The sequence below is a fragment of the Heliobacterium chlorum genome, assembly GCF_014502795.1.
Lineage (GTDB): Bacteria > Bacillota > Desulfitobacteriia > Heliobacteriales > Heliobacteriaceae > Heliobacterium > Heliobacterium chlorum.
Genome location: NZ_JACVHF010000006.1, coordinates 121415 through 146280, shown reverse-complemented (window position 1 = coordinate 146280; position 24866 = coordinate 121415). Strand labels below are relative to the sequence as shown.

General features: G+C 53.9%; 30 protein-coding genes. All 30 read left to right on the top strand.

What is annotated here, in order from left to right; translation table 11 throughout:
- Window positions 1-5 precede the first annotated feature (5 nt).
- The 30 genes from sppA (at window position 6) to H1S01_RS08325 (ending at window position 24863) form a co-directional block, all read left to right on the top strand.
- Complete coding sequence (gene sppA / locus H1S01_RS08470) at window positions 6-968, top strand: signal peptide peptidase SppA (protein ID WP_188039650.1); 963 nt, start codon at window positions 6-8, stop codon at window positions 966-968.
- Window positions 969-1021: 53 nt separating this feature from the next.
- The gene (locus tag H1S01_RS08465; protein WP_188039649.1) at window positions 1022-1897 is read left to right on the top strand and encodes a Yip1 family protein; all 876 of its coding nucleotides are present in this window, start codon (window positions 1022-1024) and stop codon (window positions 1895-1897) included.
- Window positions 1898-2061: 164 nt separating this feature from the next.
- Window positions 2062-2439, top strand: a complete 378-nt coding sequence (locus H1S01_RS08460; RefSeq protein WP_207732250.1) for a response regulator — start codon at window positions 2062-2064, stop codon at window positions 2437-2439.
- 69 nt (window positions 2440-2508) lie between these two features.
- Window positions 2509-3177, top strand: a complete 669-nt coding sequence (locus tag H1S01_RS08455) for a hypothetical protein (protein WP_188039648.1) — start codon at window positions 2509-2511, stop codon at window positions 3175-3177.
- A 151-nt stretch (window positions 3178-3328) separates the two neighbouring features.
- The gene (locus H1S01_RS08450; RefSeq protein WP_188039647.1) at window positions 3329-4183 is read left to right on the top strand and encodes a class II fructose-1,6-bisphosphate aldolase; all 855 of its coding nucleotides are present in this window, start codon (window positions 3329-3331) and stop codon (window positions 4181-4183) included.
- A 148-nt stretch (window positions 4184-4331) separates the two neighbouring features.
- Window positions 4332-4979, top strand: a complete 648-nt coding sequence (gene fsa, locus H1S01_RS08445; protein ID WP_188039646.1) for a fructose-6-phosphate aldolase — start codon at window positions 4332-4334, stop codon at window positions 4977-4979.
- A gap of 77 nt (window positions 4980-5056) precedes the next feature.
- On the top strand, window positions 5057-6040 hold the full coding sequence (gene glpX, locus H1S01_RS08440) for a class II fructose-bisphosphatase (protein WP_188039645.1): 984 nt from the start codon (window positions 5057-5059) through the stop codon (window positions 6038-6040).
- A 131-nt stretch (window positions 6041-6171) separates the two neighbouring features.
- Window positions 6172-6651: a DUF2062 domain-containing protein gene (locus H1S01_RS08435; RefSeq protein ID WP_188039644.1), complete on the top strand. Its 480-nt coding sequence runs from the start codon at window positions 6172-6174 to the stop codon at window positions 6649-6651.
- 65 nt (window positions 6652-6716) lie between these two features.
- The gene (locus tag H1S01_RS08430) at window positions 6717-7574 is read left to right on the top strand and encodes a peptidoglycan DD-metalloendopeptidase family protein (RefSeq protein ID WP_188039643.1); all 858 of its coding nucleotides are present in this window, start codon (window positions 6717-6719) and stop codon (window positions 7572-7574) included.
- Window positions 7575-7716: 142 nt separating this feature from the next.
- The gene (gene rpmE / locus H1S01_RS08425) at window positions 7717-7914 is read left to right on the top strand and encodes a 50S ribosomal protein L31 (protein ID WP_188039642.1); all 198 of its coding nucleotides are present in this window, start codon (window positions 7717-7719) and stop codon (window positions 7912-7914) included.
- Between the two features lie 58 nt (window positions 7915-7972).
- Window positions 7973-8923: a DUF1385 domain-containing protein gene (locus H1S01_RS08420; protein WP_188039641.1), complete on the top strand. Its 951-nt coding sequence runs from the start codon at window positions 7973-7975 to the stop codon at window positions 8921-8923.
- On the top strand, window positions 8920-9984 hold the full coding sequence (prfA, locus tag H1S01_RS08415; protein WP_188039640.1) for a peptide chain release factor 1: 1065 nt from the start codon (window positions 8920-8922) through the stop codon (window positions 9982-9984). The genes H1S01_RS08420 and prfA overlap by 4 nt, the downstream gene beginning before the upstream one ends.
- A gap of 201 nt (window positions 9985-10185) precedes the next feature.
- Window positions 10186-11217, top strand: a complete 1032-nt coding sequence (locus H1S01_RS08410; RefSeq protein ID WP_188039639.1) for a N5-glutamine methyltransferase family protein — start codon at window positions 10186-10188, stop codon at window positions 11215-11217.
- A gap of 80 nt (window positions 11218-11297) precedes the next feature.
- Window positions 11298-12587: an SLC13 family permease gene (locus H1S01_RS08405; protein ID WP_188039638.1), complete on the top strand. Its 1290-nt coding sequence runs from the start codon at window positions 11298-11300 to the stop codon at window positions 12585-12587.
- Between the two features lie 147 nt (window positions 12588-12734).
- Entirely contained in the window at window positions 12735-13880 is a 1146-nt protein-coding gene (locus tag H1S01_RS08400) for an L-threonylcarbamoyladenylate synthase (protein ID WP_188039637.1), read from the top strand.
- 116 nt (window positions 13881-13996) lie between these two features.
- On the top strand, window positions 13997-14647 hold the full coding sequence (locus H1S01_RS08395) for a manganese efflux pump MntP (protein WP_188039636.1): 651 nt from the start codon (window positions 13997-13999) through the stop codon (window positions 14645-14647).
- Window positions 14644-15174 carry a low molecular weight protein arginine phosphatase gene (locus H1S01_RS08390; protein WP_341479063.1) on the top strand — a complete coding sequence of 177 codons (531 nt, stop codon included), beginning with the start codon at window positions 14644-14646 and terminating at the stop codon, window positions 15172-15174. Before H1S01_RS08395 ends, H1S01_RS08390 begins: the two co-directional genes overlap by 4 nt.
- A gap of 213 nt (window positions 15175-15387) precedes the next feature.
- Entirely contained in the window at window positions 15388-15837 is a 450-nt protein-coding gene (gene rpiB, locus H1S01_RS08385; RefSeq protein WP_188039635.1) for a ribose 5-phosphate isomerase B, read from the top strand.
- Window positions 15838-15850: 13 nt separating this feature from the next.
- A complete protein-coding gene (locus tag H1S01_RS08380; protein ID WP_188039634.1) occupies window positions 15851-16390 on the top strand; it encodes a TIGR01440 family protein in 540 nt (179 codons plus the stop codon).
- 51 nt (window positions 16391-16441) lie between these two features.
- The gene (locus H1S01_RS08375; RefSeq protein WP_407928952.1) at window positions 16442-17713 is read left to right on the top strand and encodes a serine hydroxymethyltransferase; all 1272 of its coding nucleotides are present in this window, start codon (window positions 16442-16444) and stop codon (window positions 17711-17713) included.
- A gap of 309 nt (window positions 17714-18022) precedes the next feature.
- A complete protein-coding gene (gene upp / locus H1S01_RS08370) occupies window positions 18023-18652 on the top strand; it encodes a uracil phosphoribosyltransferase (protein ID WP_188039632.1) in 630 nt (209 codons plus the stop codon).
- Window positions 18653-19340: 688 nt separating this feature from the next.
- A complete protein-coding gene (locus H1S01_RS08365; protein WP_155476671.1) occupies window positions 19341-19769 on the top strand; it encodes a deoxycytidylate deaminase in 429 nt (142 codons plus the stop codon).
- Window positions 19770-20231 carry a nucleoside triphosphate pyrophosphohydrolase family protein gene (locus H1S01_RS08360; protein ID WP_188039631.1) on the top strand — a complete coding sequence of 154 codons (462 nt, stop codon included), beginning with the start codon at window positions 19770-19772 and terminating at the stop codon, window positions 20229-20231.
- 5 nt (window positions 20232-20236) lie between these two features.
- Window positions 20237-21400 (top strand): non-hydrolyzing UDP-N-acetylglucosamine 2-epimerase, encoded by a 1164-nt coding sequence (gene wecB, locus H1S01_RS08355; protein ID WP_188039630.1) that lies wholly within the window; start codon window positions 20237-20239, stop codon window positions 21398-21400.
- A 555-nt stretch (window positions 21401-21955) separates the two neighbouring features.
- The gene (locus tag H1S01_RS08350) at window positions 21956-22219 is read left to right on the top strand and encodes an AtpZ/AtpI family protein (RefSeq protein ID WP_188039629.1); all 264 of its coding nucleotides are present in this window, start codon (window positions 21956-21958) and stop codon (window positions 22217-22219) included.
- Window positions 22220-22271: 52 nt separating this feature from the next.
- A complete protein-coding gene (locus tag H1S01_RS08345; protein WP_188039628.1) occupies window positions 22272-22664 on the top strand; it encodes an ATP synthase subunit I in 393 nt (130 codons plus the stop codon).
- A 21-nt stretch (window positions 22665-22685) separates the two neighbouring features.
- Window positions 22686-23420 carry a F0F1 ATP synthase subunit A gene (gene atpB / locus H1S01_RS08340; protein ID WP_155476676.1) on the top strand — a complete coding sequence of 245 codons (735 nt, stop codon included), beginning with the start codon at window positions 22686-22688 and terminating at the stop codon, window positions 23418-23420.
- Between the two features lie 68 nt (window positions 23421-23488).
- Entirely contained in the window at window positions 23489-23725 is a 237-nt protein-coding gene (gene atpE, locus H1S01_RS21410; RefSeq protein ID WP_170291904.1) for a F0F1 ATP synthase subunit C, read from the top strand.
- Window positions 23726-23811: 86 nt separating this feature from the next.
- Window positions 23812-24309: a F0F1 ATP synthase subunit B gene (gene atpF / locus H1S01_RS08330; protein ID WP_341479062.1), complete on the top strand. Its 498-nt coding sequence runs from the start codon at window positions 23812-23814 to the stop codon at window positions 24307-24309.
- The gene (locus H1S01_RS08325; protein WP_188039627.1) at window positions 24303-24863 is read left to right on the top strand and encodes a F0F1 ATP synthase subunit delta; all 561 of its coding nucleotides are present in this window, start codon (window positions 24303-24305) and stop codon (window positions 24861-24863) included. The genes atpF and H1S01_RS08325 overlap by 7 nt, the downstream gene beginning before the upstream one ends.
- The last annotated feature ends 3 nt before the right edge of the window (window positions 24864-24866 follow it).

Sequence of the window (24866 nt, the reverse complement as noted above, 5' to 3'; positions counted from 1 at the left end):
TAAAGTTGGCGAAAGCAAAGAATTGGGTCATCGGCACCATCGTCGGCCTCGTGATCCTTTCCCTGTTGGTTGTCGTCATTCGTGTCGGTTCGCACCGTCCAGAGGGCGGCTTGAAGACAGGAGCGGGAGCCAATCGGGTGGCTGTCGTTCGACTGGAAGGGACGATCATGGATTCGGGAAGCTCTGGTGGACTGCTGGGAGGTACAGGCGGGAGCGCTGATTTATTGGAGACGTTGCGGGAGATCCAGGAGGACAAAGAGCTGAAAGCAGTGGTCCTGCGCATCAACTCCCCCGGTGGCACATCGGCGGCATCCCAGGAAATCGGACAAGAGATTCAGCGCGTACGGGAATCGGGTAAAGTCGTCGTCACCTCCATGGGCGATGTGGCTGCATCGGGAGGCTACTGGATCGCAGCGAAGTCTGATAAGATCGTAGCCAACCCAGCGACAACGACCGGCTCGATCGGAGTCATCATGGATCTAGCTAACTTGAAGGAATTGTACGATAAAATCGGCTATCGTCCGGAAGTGATCAAAAGCGGACCCCATAAAGACATCGCCTCATCATCGCGAGAAATGACACCGGAAGAGCGGCAAATCTTGCAGACGATGGTCAACGATATTTACGATCAGTTCGTCGATGTCGTAGCAGAAGGGCGGAAGCTGCCGAAGGAAACCGTTCGAACCTTGGCAGACGGCCGGGTCTATACAGGGCGGCAGGCGAAAGATCTAGGTCTCGTCGACGAGCTGGGCAACTTCTATGATGCCGTTCAACTCGCCGCCACCATGGCCGGCATGCAAGAAAAACCGGAGATCGTCGAGTACGGACGACGGAGCCCCTTAGACGAAATCCTGGGCATGGAAAGTCGTTGGAAGGGAGCATCCCAAAGCGGTACACGATCGGGACTATCGGCAGAAGACGTGCTTCGCTTAATGGAACTTCTCAAAGGGAAACAGCCGTTGCCCTAAAGAAAATGCCCCTGCGTACCTGAAGTGCCGGATACCTGAAAAGGAGGGCTTTCATGAGCGAAGAGAAACTCTCCGGAACTGAACGGACGATGGGCCAATCGCCTGATCTTCAAGTGCCAGAACAACCGGTAGCTACTGAGCCTGCTGAACCGAAACGGACGGTCGGGCCTCAGATGGATCCTGTTTCTGAGAACGAAGGCTATGCAGCGCCTGTGTCGAGTGGAGAAGGCCCAGAGGCCGGATGGAACCCTCAAACAGGTGAATATAGGCCGAGCGGGGGAGCCAATCACCCTGATAAGGAAAGATTCGGGCGCGATTGGTCTGTCACAGACTACCTCTACCAAGTGCTCGTCCACCCAAGGCAGGCCTTTTCCGCTGCCGCAGAAAAAAAGCCCCTTGGGCTGGCCCTTTCCATCGTCCTCGGAACATCCCTCATCAACTTGATCGTCAACACGAGTCTGGCCGATCGTACCGCCCCCTTTCACCCGCCCGGCGTGACCGGCGACGTATTCGGTAATGTCGTGGCAGGCATGAGCATCTTTGCCGTCTCGCTCGGCATCATCATGTGGTTTGTCATGGCGGGCTTCTTTAACCTTGTCGGGGAACTTCTAGGCGGGCGGGGAAATGCTAAAGGTCTATTGACGGCCTTAGGATTGGCCTATTGGCCCTCGATTCTGCTCGCCCCCGTAAATCTGGCTGGTCAATACCTGCCGGGAGGGAAAGTCATCCAATCCCTTGGACTGCTCGCTGTAACGCTATGGGGTTTCGTGCTGCAAGTGTTGGCTATCCGTGAGAGTCTCTATCTCTCAACAGGAAGGTCTTTGCTGGTTATCTTTTTCCCCCTTATCGTCCTCATCCTGTTGTTCGCCTTGATGGCAGCAGTGATGATATCTTTCATGCCCTTTGCGAACCGCTTTCCGATAATGTAGAGGAACTTCTAAAACGTCACAGCGGAAGCAAGAATGTTAAGAATTAGCAAAAAAATCCTGTCTCATCTAAAAATGAGGCAGGATTTTCTTTTTTTGCTACGAATCAATATAAAACATTTTTGAATCGTTAAAAAAGATTAATCCGATAGGAGAACAAGGAAGGAATGACATCAGTGTGTAATCGTGCTCTGGTTGTCGATGATCAAAAAGGCGTTCGTCAATTACTGCGAGAAGCATTGCTCATCGTCGGTGTAACGGCCGAATTGGCTTGTGACGGGCAACAAGCACTGGAACGTCTCGGCCAAGAAAGCTATGGGCTTGTTCTTCTGGATATGAAAATGCCCGGCATGTCGGGATTGGAAGTACTTACGGAAATGCGAAGACGTGGAGATAAGACGCCTGTCTGGATGATGACCGCTTATGAAGAAGTAAAGCTGTACGAGGAGGCCCAACGACTTGGCGCCGAACAGTACGTGATCAAACCTTTTGACGTGATGGACCTAGCCCAAAAAGTCAATCTGTGGCTAAGATCCCCTGTGTAAACTGGGTGCGCAAAAAAGGATTTTGCTTTCCGGTGTGGAATATTGGGGGTAGAAAGGGGGTTCTTCCACATGATCTTGTCCACCATGACGGTCATCGCTCTCCGTTGTCCCGCCTGTGGTCGCATGGATTTTCATGCCTTGTCTCTCTTTTCCTTTGCGGGACGAAAAGTGAAAAAGATCCAATGTTCCTGCGGAGCGGCGTTAATGACGGTGGGCAGTAAGGACCGGAAACGCTTCTGGATTCAGACTCACTGTATCATGTGCGAAACCCAACACCTGCAATGGTTCACCCGAGAGCGCCTTTGGTCGCAACAACTGACGGAACTGCGATGCACGGAAACGATGGTCGAAGTAGGGTTTATCGGACCTCGCGAAAAAGTGAAGACGGCCATACTCAGTCAAGACAAGTCCCTCTACGAAATGGCCGAAAACTTAGGCTTAGCCGATTACTTTGAAAACCCTGAAGTTATGTACGCGATTTTGGAACGCTTGCACAAACTGGCTGAAGAAGGCTCTCTTTCCTGTGAGTGCGGCAGTTTTCAAATTAATGTAGAAGTATATCCCGATCGGGTGGAACTTCGCTGTGAACTCTGCGACAGTACCTATGTATGTTATGCCGAGTCAGACAATGACCTGCAATCCCTATCGCGGTGTGCAGAACTGCAAATCCAAGGCTATTCCCCTATTGCTCCCGAGAGCCGACGCAACCGTCGGCGTCGTACGAAAAAAACCACATAATCGGGTAATCATCCGCCGCGGCGTTCGGAAAAACCGGTTCCGCGGTCTTTTCCTGTTTGTCTATCAAAGTGGGACATAATAACCGGAAGGGAATATCGCCGCCATGGCGAACCTTTACAGATGGACACATATCAAGGAGGAGATGTTTCACATGCCTTTGGTTCCAATGGCCCCCCTGTTGGCAAAAGCCGAAGAGGGCAAATACGCCGTCGGCGCATTCAACTGCAACAACATGGAGATTGTCCAAGCGATCATCGACGCCGCGGAAGCGGAGCGAGCCCCCGTCATCATTCAGGCCTCGCAAGGGGCTATTAAGTATGCCGGTATCGAGTACATCGTCGCTTTAACGAAAATTGCCGCCGAAAAAACCTTCGTCCCGGTCGCCTTGCACTTAGACCATGGCACCAGCTTTGACCAGTGCATGCAATGCATTCGCAGCGGCTTTTCCTCAGTCATGATCGACGGTTCTAAATATGCTCTGGAAGAAAACATCGCCATCACCAACCGTGTCCTCGCGGTAGCACGGGCCGTCGGTGTATCGGTAGAAGCGGAACTCGGAAAAATCGGTGGGACCGAAGACGACATCCACGTCGATGAGCGCGATGCCCTATTCACCGACCCGAACGATGCCAAACGGTTTGTCGAAGAAACAGGCGTCGATGCGTTGGCTATCGCCATCGGAACGGCCCATGGACAATACAAAGGCCGTCCGGAACTGGACTTCGAGCGCCTGAAGAAAATCAAATCCCTCGTCGACGCTCCTATCGTCCTGCACGGCTCATCTGGGGTACCGGAAGAAGATATCCGCAAAGCCATCGAGCTGGGCGTCCGCAAGGTGAACATCGACACGAACCTGCGGGAAGCCTTTGTCGAAGGCGTCAAAGAAGCCATCGCGAAGAACCCAAAAGAGATTGACCCGCGCAAACTCTTAGGGCCGGCTAAGACAAAAATGAGCGAGGTCATCCGGGAGAAAATTCGTATTTTCGGGTCTAACGGTAAAGTATAAGCATTCTTGTGCCTAAAATTCAGGGCGCTATGACGGATTGAGCGATTTGGGCGAAAGTGAGTCATAGCCCGTAAAATGTCGCACAATAGTCATGATGGTACAGATAACGTTTGGATGGATGAATATTTCTTTGAGGTGAGTTGGAACGATGAGGTTTTTTCTGGACAGCGCCAACATTGATGAAATCCGGGAAGCGAATGCCCTCGGTGTCATCAGCGGCGTAACGACCAACCCGTCACTGATTGCCAAGGAAGGTCGTAACTTCCGCCAAGTGGTGGAAGAAATCGTGGCGATTGTCGACGGACCTATCTCGGCGGAAGTGATCAGCACCGATGCAGAGGGCATGGTCGCTGAAGCCCGGGAACTGGCCCAGATCCATAAGAACATCGTCATCAAGATCCCCATGTGCGCCGAAGGATTAAAAGCCACCTCTCGCCTGTCCCAAGAAAAGATCCGCACCAACGTAACACTCATCTTTTCAGCGAACCAAGGCTTATTGGCGGCGAACGCCGGTGCCACCTTCGTGAGCCCCTTTGTGGGACGGCTCGACGACGTAGGCCATGACGGGCTGGACGTCATCCGTGAGATGGTGGAGATCTTCGACATTCACGGCCTGGCTACGGAAATCATCGCCGCCAGCGTCCGCCATCCCCTCCATGTCACCGCTGCCGCCCGTGCCGGAGCGCCGATCGCGACCATCCCTTACAAAGTGCTCATGCAGATGGTAAAACATCCGCTAACCGACAAGGGGATTGAACAGTTTCTGAAAGACTGGGAAACGGTCAAAAACAAATAAGGCAAAACTCAACCTGCGGGCTGGGATGCTCATTGTGCCAACCCGGCCCGTTTTTTTATTTTTGGGAGGAATACATAATGTACAGAGAACTGGCGCTCGAATTTGCCCGTGTTACCGAAGCAGCTGCCCTAGCTTCGGCCCGCTGGATGGGACGAGGCGACAAAAACGCTGCCGATGATGCGGCGACCGAAGCCATGCGTGCCATGTTCGATACGATCAACATCCGGGGCACTGTCGTCATCGGCGAGGGCGAAATGGACGAAGCGCCGATGCTCTATATCGGCGAAAAAGTCGGTTTAGGGAACGGCGGGCTGGAACTGGATATCGCCGTCGATCCCCTGGAAGGGACGAATATCGTCGCCAAAGGGCTAAGCGGGGCCATCGCCGTACTGGCGGCCGCGCATAAAGGTTGCTTGCTCCATGCCCCGGACATGTATATGAATAAGATCGTTGTCGGTCCCGAAGCGGCCGGATGCATCCACATCGACGCACCGGTGGAAGAAAACCTCAACAATGTGGCCAAGGCGCTCGGTAAAGAAGTGGAACAACTCAGCGTCGTCATCCTGGATCGTCCTCGCCATCATGAACTGATCAGCCGCTGTCGAAAGGCAGGAGCTCGGATTCAACTGATCACCGACGGCGACGTTGCTCCCGCAGTAGCTACCGCCTTCCCCGATTCGGGGGTGGATATCATGATGGGGATCGGCGGCGCTCCTGAAGGGGTGATCGCTGCGGCTGCTATCCGCTGCCTGGGAGGGGAGATGCAAGGGCGCCTCGTTCCAGAGACTGAGGAAGAAGAAGCGCGCTGCCGGGCTATGGGATTAGAAGATCCCCGCAAGATCCTTTTGCTCGATGATATGGTTCGGGGAGACGGAGTTATCTTCGCGGCGACGGGCATCACCGACGGGAGCTTGCTCAAAGGGGTTAAGTTCACCTCGCAAGGCGCCCGGACCCATACAGTCGTCATTCGCGGACGCACCGGAACGATTCGATTTATCGATGCGCTGCATAGACTGGATAAAAAGCCGAACTTCGGAAGAGGTCGATGCAGTCAAAAATAGCTCCTCTAGGATCACCGCAAAAATAGATATAACCATGCGTCAAGTGATTCGCCAAACTGGCTTTTTCTATCGTAGGCTGTTACAATAGAGGTGACGGATGTATTGACAGAAAAATTCAGGGGGAAATCACCTTGACCTACTGGGTGAACTTCAAACGGTATATGCGCCTTAACTATCTGCGCCTGCTCCGGGTCAAAGATCAGCCGGAAGCGCTGGCCCGAGGTATCGCCTTCGGGTTTGCTTCGGGATTCGGGCCTTTTATCGGCTTCGGTGTCTTCGCGGCCTGGGCTTTTGCGGCGCTGTTTCGAGGAAACCGGCTAGCCGCAGTGATCACCGCCCTCCTGTTCAAGTGGGCCATTCCGCTCTTTGTCACCTCGAACATCTTCGTCGGCTCCTTGATCTGGGGGGAATCAGTCAATTTTCACGGAGGGCACCATCACCTGTTCACGTTGGAGTTCTGGCGGCAGACAGGCGCTGTCTTTCTCACCGGCAGTGCCATCGACTCGGTGGCAGCTTATTTCCTAGCCTATTTCCCCATATTGCAATGGGCTCAGCGGCGCCGTGCACAGCGCCGGGTTGGTAAACGAGTATTGCAACATCACCTCGAATAACATTTACGGATTTTGGTGAAAATACCAAATGGACCGTAAATGATTCTGAGGTGATTTTTTTTACCATGTCTAAATCAGAAAGAGACGGCAACCGCCCGTGGGGGATGACCCGTCTCTTCGTTCTGTCTTCGATTGCCCTATCCTTGTCTGTTCCCTTACCAGCCTACAGCGATGAAGGAGAGGACGGGCTCTTTCGCCTGTTCAAAGGGGACAGTCTGACGATGTTAGCCTCTGACGCAGTGCCGAGCGAACAAGAGGCCATCCCGGAAGATTTGGCGACCCATCGGGTCGCTGAAGGGGAGACCTTATACGGCATTGCTCGTTCCTACGGCTTAAAAACCTCGGAACTGTGCGCTCTTAACCATCTCGATCCGAACCAGGTGCTCGCCGTTGGCCGGACTCTGATCATCCCGGGATCGGTCGAGACGGTAGAGCCCCCTGCCGATTCGACTGCGGAGCTTTCCACAGCGGAAGAGGCGTCATCGAACGATAAAAGGGAGGCCGAGAACCCCCGTTTCGCATCGCGCGGCGCACTGCTCTCTTCGATGCGATTCCCCCTGGAAGGGATCATCACTTCTACCTTCGGCCCTCGCCATAAATCATTCCACCACGGTGTCGACATCGCCACCGATACGGGGAAAACCATACGGGTGGCCCAGAGCGGCCAGGTGAGCTATGCCGGCTGGCTGCCGATCTACGGCAATACGGTCATCGTCGATCATGCCTTCGGTGTGTCCACGCTCTATGCGCACGCCTCCAAGCTGCTCGTCGAAAAGGGAGATAAGTTAGATAAGGGCGATTCACTGGCCTTAGTCGGTTCGACTGGCGTCGCCACCGGTCCTCATCTGCATTTTGAAGTGCGCCTGGACCGCCAAGCCGTCAATCCGCTCGCTTATATACGCAGTACCAGTAAAAAAGTATAATCTTCGAAACTGCACAGGGAGACGAATAATCTGACTCTTGCACCATAGCTTGGGCTATGATATAATCTCGGGTGTTGACTGAGAGGCCAGAGTCCGGATTGATTCTGAAAAAGGACCGATCCTTGAGAAAGAGGTGAACCCTGTGAAGGAAGGCATCCATCCGAAATTTGACCGGGCTATGGTAAGCTGCGCTTGCGGCGAAACCTTTGAAACCGGCTCGACCCGTAAGGAGATCAAAGTGGACGTTTGTTCCAAGTGCCATCCTTTCTTTACCGGCAAGACCCGCGCGATTGAAGCCGGTGGACGGGTTGATAAGTTCAAGAAAAAGTACGGTCTATAAGTCTTAAGTAGCAGAGCCTGCACAAAGCTCTGCTATTTTTCTATGGGGGAGAAGTGACATGGGGAAATTTCAATACGGCGGCCAAGCCGTCATTGAGGGCGTCATGATGCGAGGCCCTCAAGAAATGGCCATCGCTGTCCGCTGCCCCAATGAGGAGATCGTGGTGAATAAGCAGCCGGTGGCATCCTGGATGAACGGCGCCCTCATGAAGACCCCCGTCATCCGGGGGACTGGGGCGCTGCTCGATGCACTGATCCTCGGTGTCAAAGCGCTGTCCTTCTCGGCGAACAAAGCGGCCGATGAAGAGGAAGAGGAATTGTCGGCCTGGGAAATCACGGTGACCATCTCCATGGCTATGATTTTGGGGGCTGGTCTATTCATCTTCTTGCCGACGGCGGCGGCCCACCTGACCCGCCAAGTGATTTCCAGCCTTTTCGGGCAAAACGTCATCGAAGGGGCGGTCCGGATTGCCCTGTTCTTTGGTTATATTGCGGTCATCGCGCGTATGCCCGACATCCAGCGGGTCTTTCAATATCATGGCGCCGAGCACAAGACGATCCATGCCTATGAGGCGGGCGAAGAACTGTCTGTCGCTAATGTACAGCGCCACACGACCTTGCACCCGCGCTGCGGCACCAGTTTTCTGCTCTTCGTGATGGTCATCAAGATCTTCGTCTTTTCTTTATTACCGGATGCGACCCTCTTTTGGAAGACGGCCTATCGGCTCGCCCTCGTTCCCTTTGTCGCGGGGATCAGTTATGAGATCATCAAACTCTCCGGACGCTATCCTCGGTTTTGGCTGATGAAGCTCTTTATTCTGCCGGGGCTGTGGCTGCAGAACATGACCACACGCGAGCCCGATGACAAGCAAGTGGAAGTGGCCATCCGCGCTTTACAAGCAGTTCTACCGCAACCGGAGACGTCCGAAGCGAAAGAGGCTTCGACGGAACCAGAACAGATCTACCCCAAGGTATGTACCACTCTTGCCGATGCAGGTGAAGCGATATGATCGATAAGCTAGAAATTATTGAACAAAAATATGAAGAACTGACCCAACTGTTGAGCGACCCCGATATCATCGGTGATCAAACGACGTGGCAGCGCCATGCCAAAGCCCAAGCGGGCATGACGGAGATCGTCGAGGCCTTTCGGGAATATAAGAACGTCCTCACCGGCATCGATGACGCGAAGGCCATGCTCGAAGAATCGGACCCGGAACTCCGAGAGATGGCTTCGATGGAACTGGACGAACTTTCGGAACGACAAGAGGAGTTGGAACAGCGGCTCAAGATCTTGCTCTTGCCGAAAGATCCGAACGACGACAAGAACGTCATCGTCGAGATCCGGGCTGGCACCGGCGGTGAAGAGGCCGGCCTCTTTGCCGGCGACCTCTATCGCATGTACAACCGCTACGCCGACCGGCAAGGATGGAAGACCGAGGTCCTTTCGGCGAACTACACCGACATCGGCGGGTTCAAAGAAGTGATCGTCCTGATCGAAGGGCAAGGGGCCTTTTCGAAATTGAAGTTCGAATCGGGTGTTCACCGGGTCCAACGGGTCCCGGCGACCGAGTCGAGCGGCCGAATTCACACCTCAGCCGCTACCGTGGCTGTCCTTCCGGAAGCGGAAGAGGTGGAGATCGACATCAATCCGAACGAACTGCGCGTCGACGTCTTCTGTTCTTCTGGCGCCGGCGGTCAGCACGTCAACAAGACCGAATCGGCTGTCCGCATCACCCACTTGCCTACAGGCATTGTCGTCTCCTGTCAAGACGAAAAGTCACAGCTGAAAAACCGGGAGAAGGCGATGCGGGTATTGCGGGCTCGCCTGTTGGAAAAAGCCGAGGAAGAACAGCACGGCGAAATGGCCAGCGCTCGTAAGTCCATGGTGGGTTCCGGAGACCGGTCCGAACGCATCCGTACGTACAACTTCCCCCAGGGGCGGGTCACAGACCACCGCATCGGCCTCACCTTACACCGTTTGGAAGCGATCCTCGACGGAGATATTCAAGAAATCATCGACGGGTTGATCGCCACAGACCAAGCGGAGAAGATGAAAAACATGCAGTAGATTTCGCTATCTGCCTGTAGTCTTTAGTCTGTTGATCATCTTTAATCGGCTCAAAATCTCTGCCAAGGGGATTTCAATAGTGCATAGGCATCACGCCGTCATCATTCGGGTAGACTGTGGTGTCTATGCGCTTTTCCGATTCTACCGGTTGTGCTGGGTGTCGAAAAGAGCAATGTTGGAAGAAACGCAAGGTGATTCACGATGGGAATCTGGGAAAAGAAGCCGGCGACTGTTGGGGAAGCTCTGCAGGCGACGGTTTTTTTGTTTAAACATATGGAACTATCGTCACCGCGGCTGGAGGCGGAGGTACTTTTCGCGTACGGATTGGAAAAAAGCCGAGCCGGTTTGCTGGCGTCCTTACGAGATCCGCTCTCTGTGGAAATGGTCGAAAAGCTTGAAGGGCTCGTGAGGGAGCGTTCTAAGGGGTGCCCACTGCAGTATATTACAGGATGTCAAGAATTCTGGGGGATGGAACTTCAGGTGAATCCGGCTGTGCTGATCCCACGATCCGATACGGAATTGCTTGTAGAAGCGGCAGTAACGTCTCTGAAAGAGAAAATGGCTGGTTTCCCGAAAAAGCAGGACCAAGGATCCGACATGGGCGGCCTGGGTAAAGATAATGCTGACAAAGCTCCGGTGGATCCCGATTCTCCACTAGTTCGAGGTAGTGTTGTCGGGAAAGAGATCTGGTTGGCTGACGTAGGAACTGGTTCGGGAGCGATTGCGCTTGCCATGGCCAAAGAGTTGCGCCATGCCAATGTGGTTGCCACCGATCTTTCCCCGGAAGCGTTGGCGACAGCCCGGGGGAATGCGGAGCGAAACGGCCTGGTCCACCGTATTACCTTCTGGGAAGGCGATCTGCTCGAACCGGTGATCGCAGCAGGGTTACCGTTACAGGCGGTGTTGTCCAATCCGCCATACATCCCCACAGAAGATATCGGCGGCCTTCAGCGGGAAGTAGCCCAGTTTGAGCCTCGCCTGGCCTTGGACGGTGGCGATGACGGTCTTCAGGTGTACCGTCGCCTGATTCCGCAAGCCGTCAAGGTATTAGTACCAGGAGGGCTGATCGCTTTGGAGATCGGCTTCGACCAAGGGCCTTCTGTGGCTGAACTGCTAGTAAGGCATGGCTTTGACGAGATCCGTGTCCTTCCCGATTTTCAAGGTCATGATCGGATCGTCATGGGTTGCATGAAAAAGAACCGGATGGATAAAGTTAAACTGGGTTATGGCTAGTGTTCGGCACAGCGATTGATTCGGAAGATGGTCCTGTTCTAGGATGTGGAAAAGTCGGGATTTAAGAAGAGGGGTTTCTCGTGACTGCTCAAACACAGGTGATCGTTGCGGTGATTATCTTCTTGTTGACCTATGGTTTTATCATTTCTGAAAAGATGCACCGCATGGTCGTAGCTATGCTCGGTGCGGTCGTTTTCTTGCTCGTAGGCATCTTGTCGCAAGAAGATGCTATCCATGCGATCGACTTCAACACGCTCGGTCTATTGATCGGCATGATGATCATCGTCGGCATCACCCGCCGGACCGGTGTCTTCGAATTTATCGCCGTGAAAGCGGTGAAGGTGGCGAAAGGGGAGCCCTTGCGGATTTTAGTGCTGTTGAGTACCGTTACGGCGGTCGCTTCTGCTTTTTTGGACAACGTGACGACGGTTCTCCTGGTGGTACCGGTGACCTTTTCCATTGCTCAGGAGATGGATGTGAACCCCATGCCCTTTTTAATCAGCGAGATCTTAGCGTCCAATATCGGGGGCACAGCCACTCTGATTGGGGACCCGCCGAACATCATGATCGGATCGTCGACAGGATTGTCTTTTAACGATTTCATTCTGAATCTAACGTTGCCGATCGTGATCATCTTCATTGCCAATATGGTGATTTTACGTTTTCTCTACCGAAATGATTTGGTCACGACGGAAGAACGAAAAGCACGGGTCGTCGCTTTTGATGAGCGCGAGCAGATCAAAGATTGGGCTCTGCTGAAAAAGTCGCTCTTTGTCTTGGCATTGACGATCCTGGGCTTTATCCTCCATGGGCTGTTCGGCCTGGAATCGGCGACGATCGCCCTAGCTGGTGCCATTCTGCTCTTAGCCATCACCCGGGAGGAACCGGAGGATATTCTACTGCACGTGGAATGGCCGACCATTTTCTTTTTCGTCGGGCTCTTCGTGCTTGTCGGCGGTTTGGAACATTTAGGGATCATTTGCTGGATTGCTCAAGAAGGGTTGAAACTGACAGGCGGTCTCCTTGGGCCTACCGCCATGTTTGTGCTTTGGATCTCAGCCATCGCCTCGGCCTTCGTGGACAACATTCCCTTCGTGGCCACCATGATCCCCATGATCAAGGCGATGGGGGAGATGAGCGGGATGAATTTGAATCCGCTCTGGTGGAGCTTAGCCTTAGGCGCTTGTCTCGGTGGCAATGGTACCTTGATCGGCGCCTCGGCGAACGTCATCGTCGCTGGTCTCGCCGAGAAGAACGGATTTCCCATCTCCTTCATGGGCTTTATGAAAGTCGCCTTCCCGCTGATGCTGATCAGTATCGTCATTTCCACGGTCTATGTAGGGGTTCGCTATCTGGGATGGCTCTTCTAGCGTAGAACCTGCTCCGGGATGAACTTGCTGACATCATGAATAAAAATAAAAGTCTGCATTTAAATACAGACCGCACATGAGCAAATATCAACAAGGTTAGACAGGATAGAAAAGCGGTTAAAGTGATTGATATGGTGTGATGAAACGATGACAGAAACAAAAATCTGGCGGGTCGCCCCGCACAACTTTAGCATAGACGAATTACAAGAAGCGGCTCAACTTATCCGGGAGGGAAAACTGGTCGCCTTTCCAACGGAAACAGTATACGGTTTAGGGGCCAACGCCTTAGACGTGCAAGCTGTTCAAGGTATCTTTCGGGCGAAAGGGCGGCCTTCCGACAACCCCTTGATCGTACATATTGCCAGTCTGGACGAACTGACGCCGCTCGTCTCTGATTTTCCGCCGATGGCACAGAAGATGGCGAAACTGTTCTGGCCCGGTCCGTTGACAATGATCTTACCGGCATCGAACCAGGTTCCAGCGGAAGTGACGGCAGGGCTGTCGACGGTGGCTATTCGCATGCCCTCCCACCCGGTGGCACGGGAACTGATCCGGAGCGCCCAAGTTCCCATCGCTGCGCCATCGGCGAACCGTTCGGGAAAACCGAGTCCCACCACAGCCGGCCATGTGCGGCAGGATCTCTGGGGGCGAGTCGACGGTCTCGTCGACGGGGGAGAGTGTACGGTGGGGCTGGAATCGACGGTCGTCGATGTGACCGGTGATCATCCCGTCATTCTGCGCCCCGGCGGCATCACCCGAGAAATGCTGTCGATCCATTTCGAAGGAGTCGAAGTAGACGGGGAACCCAGTGTAACCAAAGCAATATCAGAGCGGCCTTCAGAGGCAACGACTGAGCATTGCCTCTTAGAAACGAACGGGGAGGCTGCCTCGCCCGATAGTTCGGCCCCTCGTTCGCCGGGTATGAAATATGCCCACTATGCGCCCAAGGCGCCTGTTTACTTGCTTACGGGGTCGTGGAAAGAGCAGGTACAAGCGATAACGGTACTGCTGGAGAAAGAAACAGACCCACTAGGCCTGCTGATCTCCGCAGAGACCTACGAGCACATCAAGCATCTTTTGCCCCAAGAGTGCGGCTCAAAATACCAGGTTCGTTTAGCCGGTTCTCGGGAAGACTTACGGTCAGTGGCCTATCGATTGTTTGGATCTTTGCGATCCTTTGATGAGACGCCGGTGACGGCCATCATTGCGGAGAGTTATCCTCGGGAAGGCATCGGCATGGCGCTGATGAACCGGCTGACGAAAGCGGCTGGCGGGCGGATTTGGCGCGAATAGTCCTTCTTGCTTGTCTATTGCCTGCATATACCTGTAGCGTAGTCGATGCAGCTCGACGCAGCGGCCCAAGGCGAACGAAGGCCATCGCACGATGTGGCTAAAGTGGAGGTTTGGGGATGAGCTATTGGGCTCTAGGTATTTTGGCAGTTGGATTAGGTGCCGATGCTTTTTCCATGGCCATCGGCATCGGCCTGGAAGGGGTTCGGCGGAGGGACGCCTTTTTGCTGGGGCTGGTTGTAGCCCTCTTTCACGTGTTCATGCCTTGGATCGGGATCGTCTTGGGCACCACCCTGGGACACTTTATCGGCCAACTGGCCACCTATATCGGCGCAGCGGTGCTATTTTTTCTCGGTGGACGCATGCTCTTTCATGCTTGGAAGAAAGAACCGGAAGATCCGCTTCATGGGCGCAACCTGCCTGGGCAGGGGATGAAACTACCGGGGTCGAATCGAACCTGGGGAAATCGTCAAGCGATTGGCGCGACCGCAGGAACCGCTGTCGCCGGACGCCCCTTTACGCCGACCTTGTGGGGGCTGATCGTCATCGGTGCCGCTGTGAGCATGGATGCCCTGAGCGTGGGTTTTTCTCTGGGCACCGTCGGCGCCCAACTGGTTCCGACGATCTTGACCTTTGGCGTCGTGGCAGGCATCATGACCGTCGCCGGTGCGTTGATCGGTCGACAAGTGAGTCAACTCTTGGGCAGCACGGCCCAGATCGTCGGAGGGTTGATTTTATTAGGCATAGGTATTAAGCTTTTGATAGGATAATCCGGCTCAAACAGGGCCGGTGTGGAAATGCCGGAGGGATCAACCTGTTTACGCTGCTCTTCGTATGTACAGGCAATACCTGTCGCAGTCCGATGGCACAGGTGCTGGCCCAAAAAGGGATCGCTCAGCGTGGATTAAAGGAGCAAGTAAAGGTAGCTTCTGCCGGCACGATGGCTTGGCCGGGAGCGCCCGCATCAGCTCATGCCCAAAAAGTGATGGCGGATCGGAACCTTGATCTGTCTGAACACGCGTCGCGACCGCTCGATGAAGCTCTCATCAGAGAGGCCGACCTCATTCTCACGATGACGGGAAGTCACCGGGACATGGTGTTGCAAGCAGCGCCGGGGAACGACGGGAAAGTCTTTTCGCTCAGGGAGTTTATTGGCACAGAGGGAGACATCGCCGATCCCTTTGGCCGGAATGAACAGGCTTATGCCTGTTGTGCCGGTGAGATCGAGGAAGCCATCGAAAAAGCACTAGATCGGATCGAGCAGTCTTTGAAAAGGGGAAGCCAAGACATCGTTTGACGCCCTGTCAACCGATGTTTTTTTATAGGGGTTTTCCCGGTGTAAAAGGGAAACGATACTTTCTGTCGAATAAACACACATTTAGGGTTAACTTAGGTTATATTTGAATTACACTAACCTTGGGATTTCCCGTTCATAGGGCTAATGGTTACGTGGAGTTAACTGTGTAGGTTTAACCATTCGAGTTGCAGTTAAGAATCTGGAGTGAAATGAATGAAAATCGCGATCGGTAGTGACCACGGCGGCTTTCGCCTGAAAGAGGAGATCAAAACCTATTTTGCGAAAGAAGCCGGTGACAAAGAGATCATCCTGGATGATCTGGGAACCCACACAGAAGAATCGGTCGACTATCCGGACTTCGGCGCCAAAGTCGCCCGGGCCGTAGCCGCTGGAGAGTATGACTTTGGCATCGTCATCTGTGGGACGGGCATCGGCATCTCCATCGCCGCCAACAAAGTTCCCGGCATCCGCTGCGCCTTATGTTCCGATACCTTCTCGGCCAAAATGGCTAGGGAGCATAATGATGCCAACGTGCTCGCCATGGGCGAACGGGTCATCGGACCGGGACTGGCGAGAGAAATCGTGGCGGCCTTCTTCTCCAGTGACTTTGCCGGAGGGCGCCATGCCCGCCGCGTCGAAAAACTGCGTGCCTTGGAACAGTAGGGGGACATCGTAGATGAACAACATCGGGGCCCAAGTGACCACGGCTGCGACAGAACTAGTCCAGATGGCTGGATTGGAGCCGGAACAGATTCTTGTCGTAGGCTGCAGCACCTCAGAAGTACTCGGGGCTATGATCGGAACCGGTGGTTCCGAAGAGGTAGCCCAGGAGATTCTCAAGGCGCTGTTGTCGGTGACCCAAAGCCGCCGTATCTTTCTTGCTGTTCAATGCTGTGAACATTTGAACCGCGCCCTTGTGGTCGAGCGGGAAATGGTAAAACTCTACCGAGAACTAGAGCCAGTGAGCGTTAAACCGGTGGCGAAAGCCGGCGGATCACTGGCGGCGCAGGCGATGAACGGCTTTACCCAGCCGGTGGTGGTCGAAAGCATCCGGGCCCATGCGGGGTTGGACATCGGTGAGACCTTGATCGGCATGCATTTGAAGCCGGTCGCGGTCCCTGTCCGTCTCAGCCTTCGTCACATCGGACATGCCCGCCTCAATGCCGCCCGCACCCGGCCAAAACTCATCGGCGGAGAAAGAGCCTGCTACATGTGACACTCAATGGTATCCCTTGAGGATATATTGAGGCATAGAACATGTTCGCATATTCAAAATGAAAAACAGGGGGCCTTTTTTGTGAGCGACTGGAAGTACCTGAGTCACGTCGACCCTGACGTGGCCGCAGCCATGGACCGGGAGAAGAACCGGCAGAAAAACAACATCGAACTGATCGCATCAGAAAACTTCGTCAGTGAAGCTGTCCTGGAAGCAGCCGGCAGCGTCCTGACCAACAAATACGCCGAAGGTTATCCCGGCAAGCGCTACTATGGCGGCTGCGAATTCGTCGACGAAGTGGAAGCCATCGCCATCGCCCGGGCAAAGGAACTCTTCGGTGCCGAACATGCCAACGTACAACCCCACTCGGGCGCCAATGCCAACTTAGGCGTCTACTTCGCCTGTCTTGAGCCGGGCGATACGGTCTTAGGCATGAACCTGGCCCACGGCGGTCACTTAACCCATGGATCGCCTGTGAATATCTCCGGCAAATACTACAACTTCGTTGCCTACGGTGTCGACAAAGAAACCGGCATGATCGACTATGACGAAGTGGCCCGGATCGCCCGGGAAGCCAAGCCGAAACTGATTGTCGCCGGTGCCAGCGCCTATCCGCGCACCCTTGACTTTGCTCGCTTCCGGGCGATTGCCGACGAAGTAGGAGCCCTGTTCATGGTCGACATGGCCCACATCGCCGGACTCGTTGCCGCCGGCCTGCATCCGTCTCCCGTTCCTTATGCCGACTTTGTCACGACGACGACCCATAAAACCCTCCGGGGACCTCGCGGCGGCATGATCCTCTGCAAACAAGAATGGGCCGCCAAGATTGACAAAGCCATCTTCCCGGGCATGCAGGGCGGACCGCTCATGCACATCATCGCGGCCAAAGCGGTGGCCTTCAAAGAAGCCTTGGCGCCGGAATTTAAGACCTATCAGGCGCAAATCGTGAAAAACGCGAAAGCGCTCTCGGAAAGCTTGATGGAGCGGGGCTTCCAGCTCGTTTCAGGCGGTACTGATAACCACTTGATGCTGCTCGACCTGCGCAACAAAGACCTGACCGGTAAGGTGGCCGAAAAACGTCTCGACGAGACGAACATCACCGTCAACAAAAACGCCATTCCCTTTGACCCGCAAAGCCCCTTCGTCACCAGCGGCGTTCGCATCGGTACGCCGGCTGCCACATCCCGGGGCATGGACGAAGCAGCCATGGTCAAAATCGCCGAAGCGATCGACCTCTGCCTTAGCGACGGCAGCGAGGCAGCTTTGGACAAAGCTCGCGCCATCGTAAAAGAACTCTGCCAGCAGTTCCCTTTATACGCCTAAACTAAACGTAAGGGCAAAGGAGAACCATAAATTTTTTGCGATGATCTACCCTTCAGGGTGCCGGTCTTCTCGATGTCCGGGATGGGTTCTGCCCATCAAGGTTACCCTAAGATCGGCCCGAGCTCGACTTAACAACGACTTTTATCTAACAACAAGGTCTATCTGGCATCGACTACTATCTGACATCATGTTTGACATCATCGTAACGACGCTACTCCCGATGATTCACGAACATATGAATCTCAAGCTTCGGCTTACACGTAAAAGGCAACTCACTAAGACGGTTTTGAACAAACGGGGGTAATAACCATGGCCAAAGTCTTTATCATGGATCATCCGCTGATCCAGCACAAACTCAGCTTTATCCGTTCCAAATCGACCGGTGCCAAAGAGTTTCGGGAACTTGTCGAAGAAGTAGCCATGCTAATGGCTTATGAAGTGACCCGGGACCTGCCGCTGGCCGAAGCGGAAGTCGAAACTCCTGTCGCCGTGACCAAGACGAAAGTGCTCGCCGGTAAAAAGCTCGGTGTCGTCGCCATCCTCCGGGCAGGACTGGGCATGATCAACGGATTTGTCAAGCTTATCCCGGCAGCCAAGGTGGGCCATGTGGGCCTCTACCGCGATCCGGAGACACTAGAACCGGTTGAATACTATTGCAAACTGCCGCAAGATGTGGCCGAACGGGAAATGATCGTCATTGACCCGATGCTGGCTACAGGTGGTTCGGCCTCGGCGGCTTTGACGCTGCTCAAGAAAAAAGGTGCCCGCAACCTCAAACTGGTCGTCCTGATCGCGGCTCCTGAAGGGGTGGCTCGCGTGGAGAAGGATCATCCCGATGTGAACATCTTTACGGCAGCCCTCGATCCCCGATTGAATGAACATGCGTACATCGTTCCCGGACTCGGCGATGCGGGAGATCGGCTGTTCGGCACGAAATAAAAAAACACCCTCACTGCCCATCGGACAGGGGGTGCCACTGTGCCACCGGTGATGGTTACCAGCGAGTAATCATCATCGGTGGCATATGTTCTTTTACATGCCTGACAAAACCTGATCAAAGTTATCGAAGGCTTAAAAGAAACCCCCTGATGCGACGCCTCCGACAATAGCACCGACGACAGCACCAACCACAGCGCCTGCGACGGCTCCGATGATTACCATAGCCATTTGTTTCACTCCATTTGCTATAACGTTATTGAAAAGCGGTGGGAAATGAAGAAGCAAAAAGTGCGGCAAGAGAGACTGTGAAGGAGAAACCAAAGGCGGGAAAATTTCCTAGACGGTATTATCACCCAATACAGGCATGTAAATACGGCAATCTTTTCTGATAAGGAATTTTCTGACACCGACAGCGGGTGAGTTACGACTTTCTTATGGTAATGGGTACACAAAGATACGTAAATGTTTTTACAAGAAATAGCGCAAGTTAGAATAATTAATAAAAACAAAAACATAAAATTTCAAAAATAAAGTAATTAAATTGAGAAATTAGTCTAAATAATTAGATTCAGAATAGGTAGGGTTTTCCGCGAAAGGGCCGAATTTCTTGCTCTTACGGGATGATTCTTATATCATAATGACGTAACATCATTCGTCCATTGAGTTAGCCTTTTTGAAGGGGACTGCCATGCGAAAAGATTGGGACAGTTACTTTTTAGACATCGCCTTCGAAGTGGCCAGTCGCAGCACCTGCCCGAGAAGAAGCGTCGGTGCGGTCATTGTCAAAGACAAACGCATCAAGGCGACAGGATACAACGGCAGCCCTGCCCGACTGCCCCACTGTGCTGACGAAGGCTGTTACATGTTGAACCATCATTGCATCCGCACGATCCATGCGGAAGTCAATGCGCTGCTCGAGTGTGCGCCCGATGATCGCAAGGGCGCCACCGTCTATGTGACAGACAGGCCCTGCGCAGAGTGCTCGAAACTGCTCATCTCCACAGGGATTTCCAGAGTCGTCTTTGCCCGGGACTATCACACCGACTGTGACTGGTTCGCCCTTGCCCCTTGGATGGAAGTCGTTCATAAACCGACGCGGGAAAAGGGAGACGAATAAATGGCGGAACTCGTAAAACAGTTGGAAAAAGTGTTTCCCCGTTTAGCCCTCACGCCGACCATCGAAAGCACCATGATCAAGCTCGTCGAAGAAGCGGGAGAACTGGCGGAGATCTGCGGAAAAGTCCGGCAGCTCAATGGAGAAGAGCGGCAGACGGTCGTGCGGAAACTGCGTGCCCGGGAATTAACGCGCCTGTTGGAACGGCTCTTAGAGCCGGGAAAAGCCGTGCCGGCGTCCGATTTGGCGTCCTGCCTGGCTGCACTGCAGCCCGATGAGGTCGAAGCCCAATTGGCTCCGAAAGAGATCGATAAGCTCATCGCCCGGGAACTGCTCGACGTGATGCAGACCTGCGCCACCTTTATGTACCAGTTGGATGTTGATTTGGACAGCCTGATCGCGGAACACAGGGAAAAGCTCACCTTTCGGGGTTATCTAGCCTCGAATTCTGTTGAAAGGCAGTGAACGAAATGCCTGCACCGATTAAAGTCCTATCCATTTTTGGCACCCGTCCGGAAGCCATCAAAATGGCACCGGTGGTCAAAGCCCTCGAAAGATACCCGGAACAGATCATCTCCAAAGTGGCCGTCACGGCTCAGCACCGGGAAATGCTCGACCAAGTGCTGAAACTGTTCCAGATCACGCCGGACCACGACTTGAACATCATGGCTCCGGAACAGACCCTGTACGATGTGACATCGAAAGCACTGCTGGGGCTGAAACCGGTTTTGGAAGCAGAGCGGCCCGATGTGGTCCTCGTCCACGGCGACACGACGACGACCTTTGTGGCGTCCCTTGCGGCCTACTACCAGCAGATCGCCGTCGGCCATGTGGAAGCGGGATTGCGGACCCATAATAAATACTCCCCCTTCCCGGAAGAAATGAACCGGAAACTGACCGGCGCCATCGCCACCCTTCATTTCGCACCGACCTCCACATCCCAACAAAATCTTCGCCAAGAAGGCGTTTCCGAAGACAACATCTACATCACGGGCAACACGGTCATCGATGCTTTATTAGCGACTGTCCGTCCAGATTATGAATTTATTGACCCCGCCTTGAATAAAATTGATTTTAAAAACCGGGAAATTCTGCTGGTGACGACTCACCGCCGGGAAAACTTAGGCGAACCGATGCGCCAAGTCTACCGGGCGCTCTATACCGTATTAGAATCCCGCCCTCAGGCGGAAATCATCTTCCCGGTCCACAAAAACCCGGCAGTCCGCCGCGTCGTCAGCGAAGTCCTCGGCGAACACCCTCGCGTCCACCTCGTGGAACCGATGGATTATGAGCCCTTCGTCAACCTGATGGCCCGGGCCACCCTTGTCCTGACTGACTCGGGCGGCATGCAAGAAGAGGCCCCGTCCTTAGGCAAACCGGTACTCGTTCTGCGGGATACGACCGAGCGGCCCGAGGCGGTCGTGGCCGGTACGGTGAAACTCGTCGGCACCGACGCCGAGACCATCATCCGGGAGACACTTACCTTGTTGGAAGACCGGAGCGCCTACGACGCTATGGCCAACGCCGTCAATCCCTACGGCGATGGAAAGGCCAGCGAGCGCACCGTTCAGGCGATCTTACATCATTTTGGCCGAAGCGAAGCAAAGCCCGAGGAGTTTAATCCAGTAAAGTGATCCACTAAGTATACCTGTGAAGCAGTTTAGTACCTAAGTGTAGTAATAAGTGTAAATCAAGCGAAGTAATCCAGTATTTTATCGCTACCCGATAGCAGATTCAAAAGCCTGTGGGCGCATTGGCGAAATGTGGGTGCGTTTACGGAGTGAGCGTTTTGGGCGTAGCGGCGTCAGCGAGCGCAGGATGCTGAGCGTTTAGGGCGCCATGGTTCACATGCAGAAAAGCCCAGAGGTTTTGGCGCCCAGCGCGTCCAAGCGAGTAGCCGCGAAGCCCTTAGCGAACGGAGTAAATGCACCCCGATCCAGACACGAAGCTTTTTCAAAATCAATGAAAAGCGATCGGATTCATGGATCATGTATACATCAAAGACGAAGCAGATTCTTTTTGGATCAAAGTAGGATTTTTGCCATTGAACGCGAATAACTATTGTTGGCTTCTAGTGCGTAAGAGGTTTGCCGAATTGCTGTTGAAGAAACGAAGCAGGTATAGAGTGGAATGAGGCCATTCCATCCAGGGCATGCTAGCTTTGGCTGATATTTTCAGGGGGGAAAGGTTTGGCCAACTTTGAATTACCCTCCAAGCGAGTTTTGAGAGCGTTCGCGTTAACTTCGACCATTGGCGCCGAGTTTGCGGCTGCAGTGTACATCGGCTATCTAGCAGGCCGCTACGCCGATAGTGTTTGGGGGACAGACCCGTGGCTGATGCTCACTGGTGTTTTAGTGGGTGTCGCTGGCGGGTTTTTCGGTGTCTACTACCTTGTCGCAACATTTTTCAAGGAAGATAAAGGGAAGACGACCGAAGATGACCTCCCGGAGTGAAGCCGTCCGTGACACGCCTGGTAGGGTGGGAAACGGGAGTGGACAAAGAACCATGGAATTGCAACAGCTTCTTTCGCGGTTGTGGCGCGCAGGTCTCCTTGGGGTGGGAGCTTGCCTGGCGCTCATCCCATTCGTCGATAGGCCGGACCTCCCTTCAGGCGTAGCCCTCGGGTGGGCATCCGGTATCGCAGCATCGCGGCTTCTCTACATGCGGCTCGCCCGCATGGATGATCAAGACCCCGACCAGGCTGTGCGCAACATCCAGTTCAGCTCATTCGCTCGCCTGAGCTTGAGCGTACTGGCATTGCTCATCGCCTACAAAACCCCCGGCGTCTTCGATCTCATGGCTACCGGTTTCGGCCTCCTCCTGACACCGGCGATCTCGCTGATGTTTGGGATGGTGGAGGCACAAAGATCCACATCATCGTGGGAAAAGACTAAATGAAAGGGGTGAATCAGAAAGTTTATGGGAGAACACACACGGCAGGTGTGGCACTTTATGGGGATGAGCTTCTGGGCTGATACGCTGTTGATGACCTGGATCGTCATGGCCTTCCTGCTTGTCTTCGGGTACATAGCGGGAAGACGGGCGACCACCGGAGTTCCTGACCGTCTCGTCGCTATCTGGGAGTACGTCATTGACTTCGTCAGTGGACTGATCACAGAGAACACCGACTACAAGAAACTGGCCGGATTGCTCAGCTACCTGTGCACGTTAATCATGTTCATCTTTTTCGCCAACATGCTCGGTCTGTTCCCGAACTTCACCTTCGGCGTCGGTCATATTCATATGAATCCGAACATGATGTCTCCGACGGCAGACTTGAACACGACAATGGCCTTGGCGACATTGACCATTATTTTGGTGCAGTACTATGGGATCAAGTTCAACGGCAGCCACTATTTCGGTCACTTTTTTACTCCAAACTGGGTGTTTTTCCCCATACACGCCGTAGAATTGGTCACCAAACCAGTTACGCTGGCCTTCCGTCTTTACGGGAACATCTATGCTGGTGAAGTTTTGATCTCCGTCTTGCTCACCTTCCTGCCCTTTGGAGTGGCTTACGCGGCAGGCGGGTTCATACCCCATCTAATCTGGTTGTCGTTCTCCGTCTTCGTCGGAGCCATCCAATCCTTCGTCTTTACCGTCTTGACCATTGTGTACATCGCCCAAGCCATCGGCTCTGCCGATGCTCACTAAATCACCAAAAAAGAAATGTGCAATGTTCCAGCCAGTATGCTGGAAAACATGAAAGGAGAGGTTTTTTCGTGGATGTCAAAGCTTTAGCTCTCTTGGGTGCCGGTCTTTCTGTAGGTCTCGCCGCTCTCGGCGCCGGTATCGGTAACGGTCTCGTCACCTCCAAAACGGTTGAAGGTATCGCTCGTCAACCCCAAGCTCGTGGCGCTCTGCAAACGACCATGTTCATTTCCGTCGGTCTGATCGAAGCGCTCCCCATCATCACCGTCGTTATCGCCTTCTTGCTCTACAACATCGGCAGCAAGTAATTCACTCAGCCCTTTTTACATCGGTCATCCTAAAATCAAAAACTTAGAAAACAGCGAAGCGTTTTCTCCGATAAGGAGGTTCAGCGGTGCTTGAGGCTTTGAACCTAAATGGGACATTCCTGGCAATGCTGGTCAGCTTCCTGCTGTTGGTTGCGCTGCTGAAACAGGTCGCCTTCAAACCTTTGTTGGGCGCGCTCGACGAGCGCCGCCGCAAAATCGACGAATCGATCAAGCGGGCGGAAAGCGACCTTGAGGAAGCCTCCAATTTGCGGGCCGAATATGCAGCTGAACTGCAAAAAGCCCGTCAGGAAGCTCATGAACTGATTGTCAACGCCACCAAAGTGGGCGAGGAAAAAGCCCAGGAAATCATTGCGGCGGCCCAAGCGGACGCCCTGCGGCTGAAAGAAAAAGCCGTTACCGACATCAAACGGGAAAAAGAAAAAGCCCTCGAAGAGCTGCGTGCCCATGTGGTCGGTCTCTCCGTCCTTGCCGCGCAGAAGATCATTGAAAAGAACCTGGATGAGAACACCCAGCGTCAGTTGGTCGATGAAGTCATCGGCGAAGTGGGGAAACTGCCATGCTAAATGGTGCTGTCGCTCGCCGCTACGCCCAGGCTCTGCTGGAGATCGGCATCGAGACCAACAGCCTGAACGAAATGGAACAGTACCTTGGCCGATTTGTGAACATGTTGGACAACCAAGATGACCTTCGCCGGGTACTCTATCATCCCTCCGTCGTCATGGCCGAGAAAAAGGAGCTCGTCAACGCCGTACTCAAAGCGGATCAATTCCCTGAGACGGTACGGGCCTTCATCCTTCTCGTTATTGAACGGCGCCGGGAGAACTATTTCATCGAACTCTACCAGGAATTCGTCCGCCTGGCTAACCAAATCCGCAACATCGTCGAAGCGCGGGTCACCAGCGCCGTCGAACTGTCGGAGGAACAGGTGGAACGCCTCAAAGAACAACTCCGTACCACCACCGGAAAACAGGTGGTACTCCATCGTCAAGTCGACCCCAGCCTGCTCGGCGGACTGGTCGTAGCCTTCGGCGACCGGATCATTGACGGTTCTGTAGCCGGAAAAATCCGGAGCCTAAAAGAAAGCCTGCAGCAGATTCCTCTGCCGTCGCTTCCATAACTG

Coding starts and splice junctions, on each gene's coding strand:
- upp (WP_188039632.1), top strand. CDS start 18,023: ATGGCCAAAGTCTTTATCATGGATCATCCGCTGATCCAGCACAAACTC.
- prfA (WP_188039640.1), top strand. CDS start 8,920: ATGATCGATAAGCTAGAAATTATTGAACAAAAATATGAAGAACTGACC.
- H1S01_RS08430 (WP_188039643.1), top strand. CDS start 6,717: ATGTCTAAATCAGAAAGAGACGGCAACCGCCCGTGGGGGATGACCCGT.
- wecB (WP_188039630.1), top strand. CDS start 20,237: ATGCCTGCACCGATTAAAGTCCTATCCATTTTTGGCACCCGTCCGGAA.
- H1S01_RS08410 (WP_188039639.1), top strand. CDS start 10,186: ATGGGAATCTGGGAAAAGAAGCCGGCGACTGTTGGGGAAGCTCTGCAG.
- H1S01_RS08365 (WP_155476671.1), top strand. CDS start 19,341: ATGCGAAAAGATTGGGACAGTTACTTTTTAGACATCGCCTTCGAAGTG.
- fsa (WP_188039646.1), top strand. CDS start 4,332: ATGAGGTTTTTTCTGGACAGCGCCAACATTGATGAAATCCGGGAAGCG.
- glpX (WP_188039645.1), top strand. CDS start 5,057: ATGTACAGAGAACTGGCGCTCGAATTTGCCCGTGTTACCGAAGCAGCT.
- H1S01_RS08360 (WP_188039631.1), top strand. CDS start 19,770: ATGGCGGAACTCGTAAAACAGTTGGAAAAAGTGTTTCCCCGTTTAGCC.
- rpiB (WP_188039635.1), top strand. CDS start 15,388: ATGAAAATCGCGATCGGTAGTGACCACGGCGGCTTTCGCCTGAAAGAG.
- H1S01_RS08420 (WP_188039641.1), top strand. CDS start 7,973: ATGGGGAAATTTCAATACGGCGGCCAAGCCGTCATTGAGGGCGTCATG.
- H1S01_RS08455 (WP_188039648.1), top strand. CDS start 2,509: ATGATCTTGTCCACCATGACGGTCATCGCTCTCCGTTGTCCCGCCTGT.
- atpB (WP_155476676.1), top strand. CDS start 22,686: ATGGGAGAACACACACGGCAGGTGTGGCACTTTATGGGGATGAGCTTC.
- H1S01_RS08465 (WP_188039649.1), top strand. CDS start 1,022: ATGAGCGAAGAGAAACTCTCCGGAACTGAACGGACGATGGGCCAATCG.
- H1S01_RS08325 (WP_188039627.1), top strand. CDS start 24,303: ATGCTAAATGGTGCTGTCGCTCGCCGCTACGCCCAGGCTCTGCTGGAG.
- H1S01_RS08380 (WP_188039634.1), top strand. CDS start 15,851: ATGAACAACATCGGGGCCCAAGTGACCACGGCTGCGACAGAACTAGTC.
- H1S01_RS08400 (WP_188039637.1), top strand. CDS start 12,735: ATGACAGAAACAAAAATCTGGCGGGTCGCCCCGCACAACTTTAGCATA.
- H1S01_RS08460 (WP_207732250.1), top strand. CDS start 2,062: ATGACATCAGTGTGTAATCGTGCTCTGGTTGTCGATGATCAAAAAGGC.
- H1S01_RS08450 (WP_188039647.1), top strand. CDS start 3,329: ATGCCTTTGGTTCCAATGGCCCCCCTGTTGGCAAAAGCCGAAGAGGGC.
- H1S01_RS08345 (WP_188039628.1), top strand. CDS start 22,272: ATGGAATTGCAACAGCTTCTTTCGCGGTTGTGGCGCGCAGGTCTCCTT.
- H1S01_RS08395 (WP_188039636.1), top strand. CDS start 13,997: ATGAGCTATTGGGCTCTAGGTATTTTGGCAGTTGGATTAGGTGCCGAT.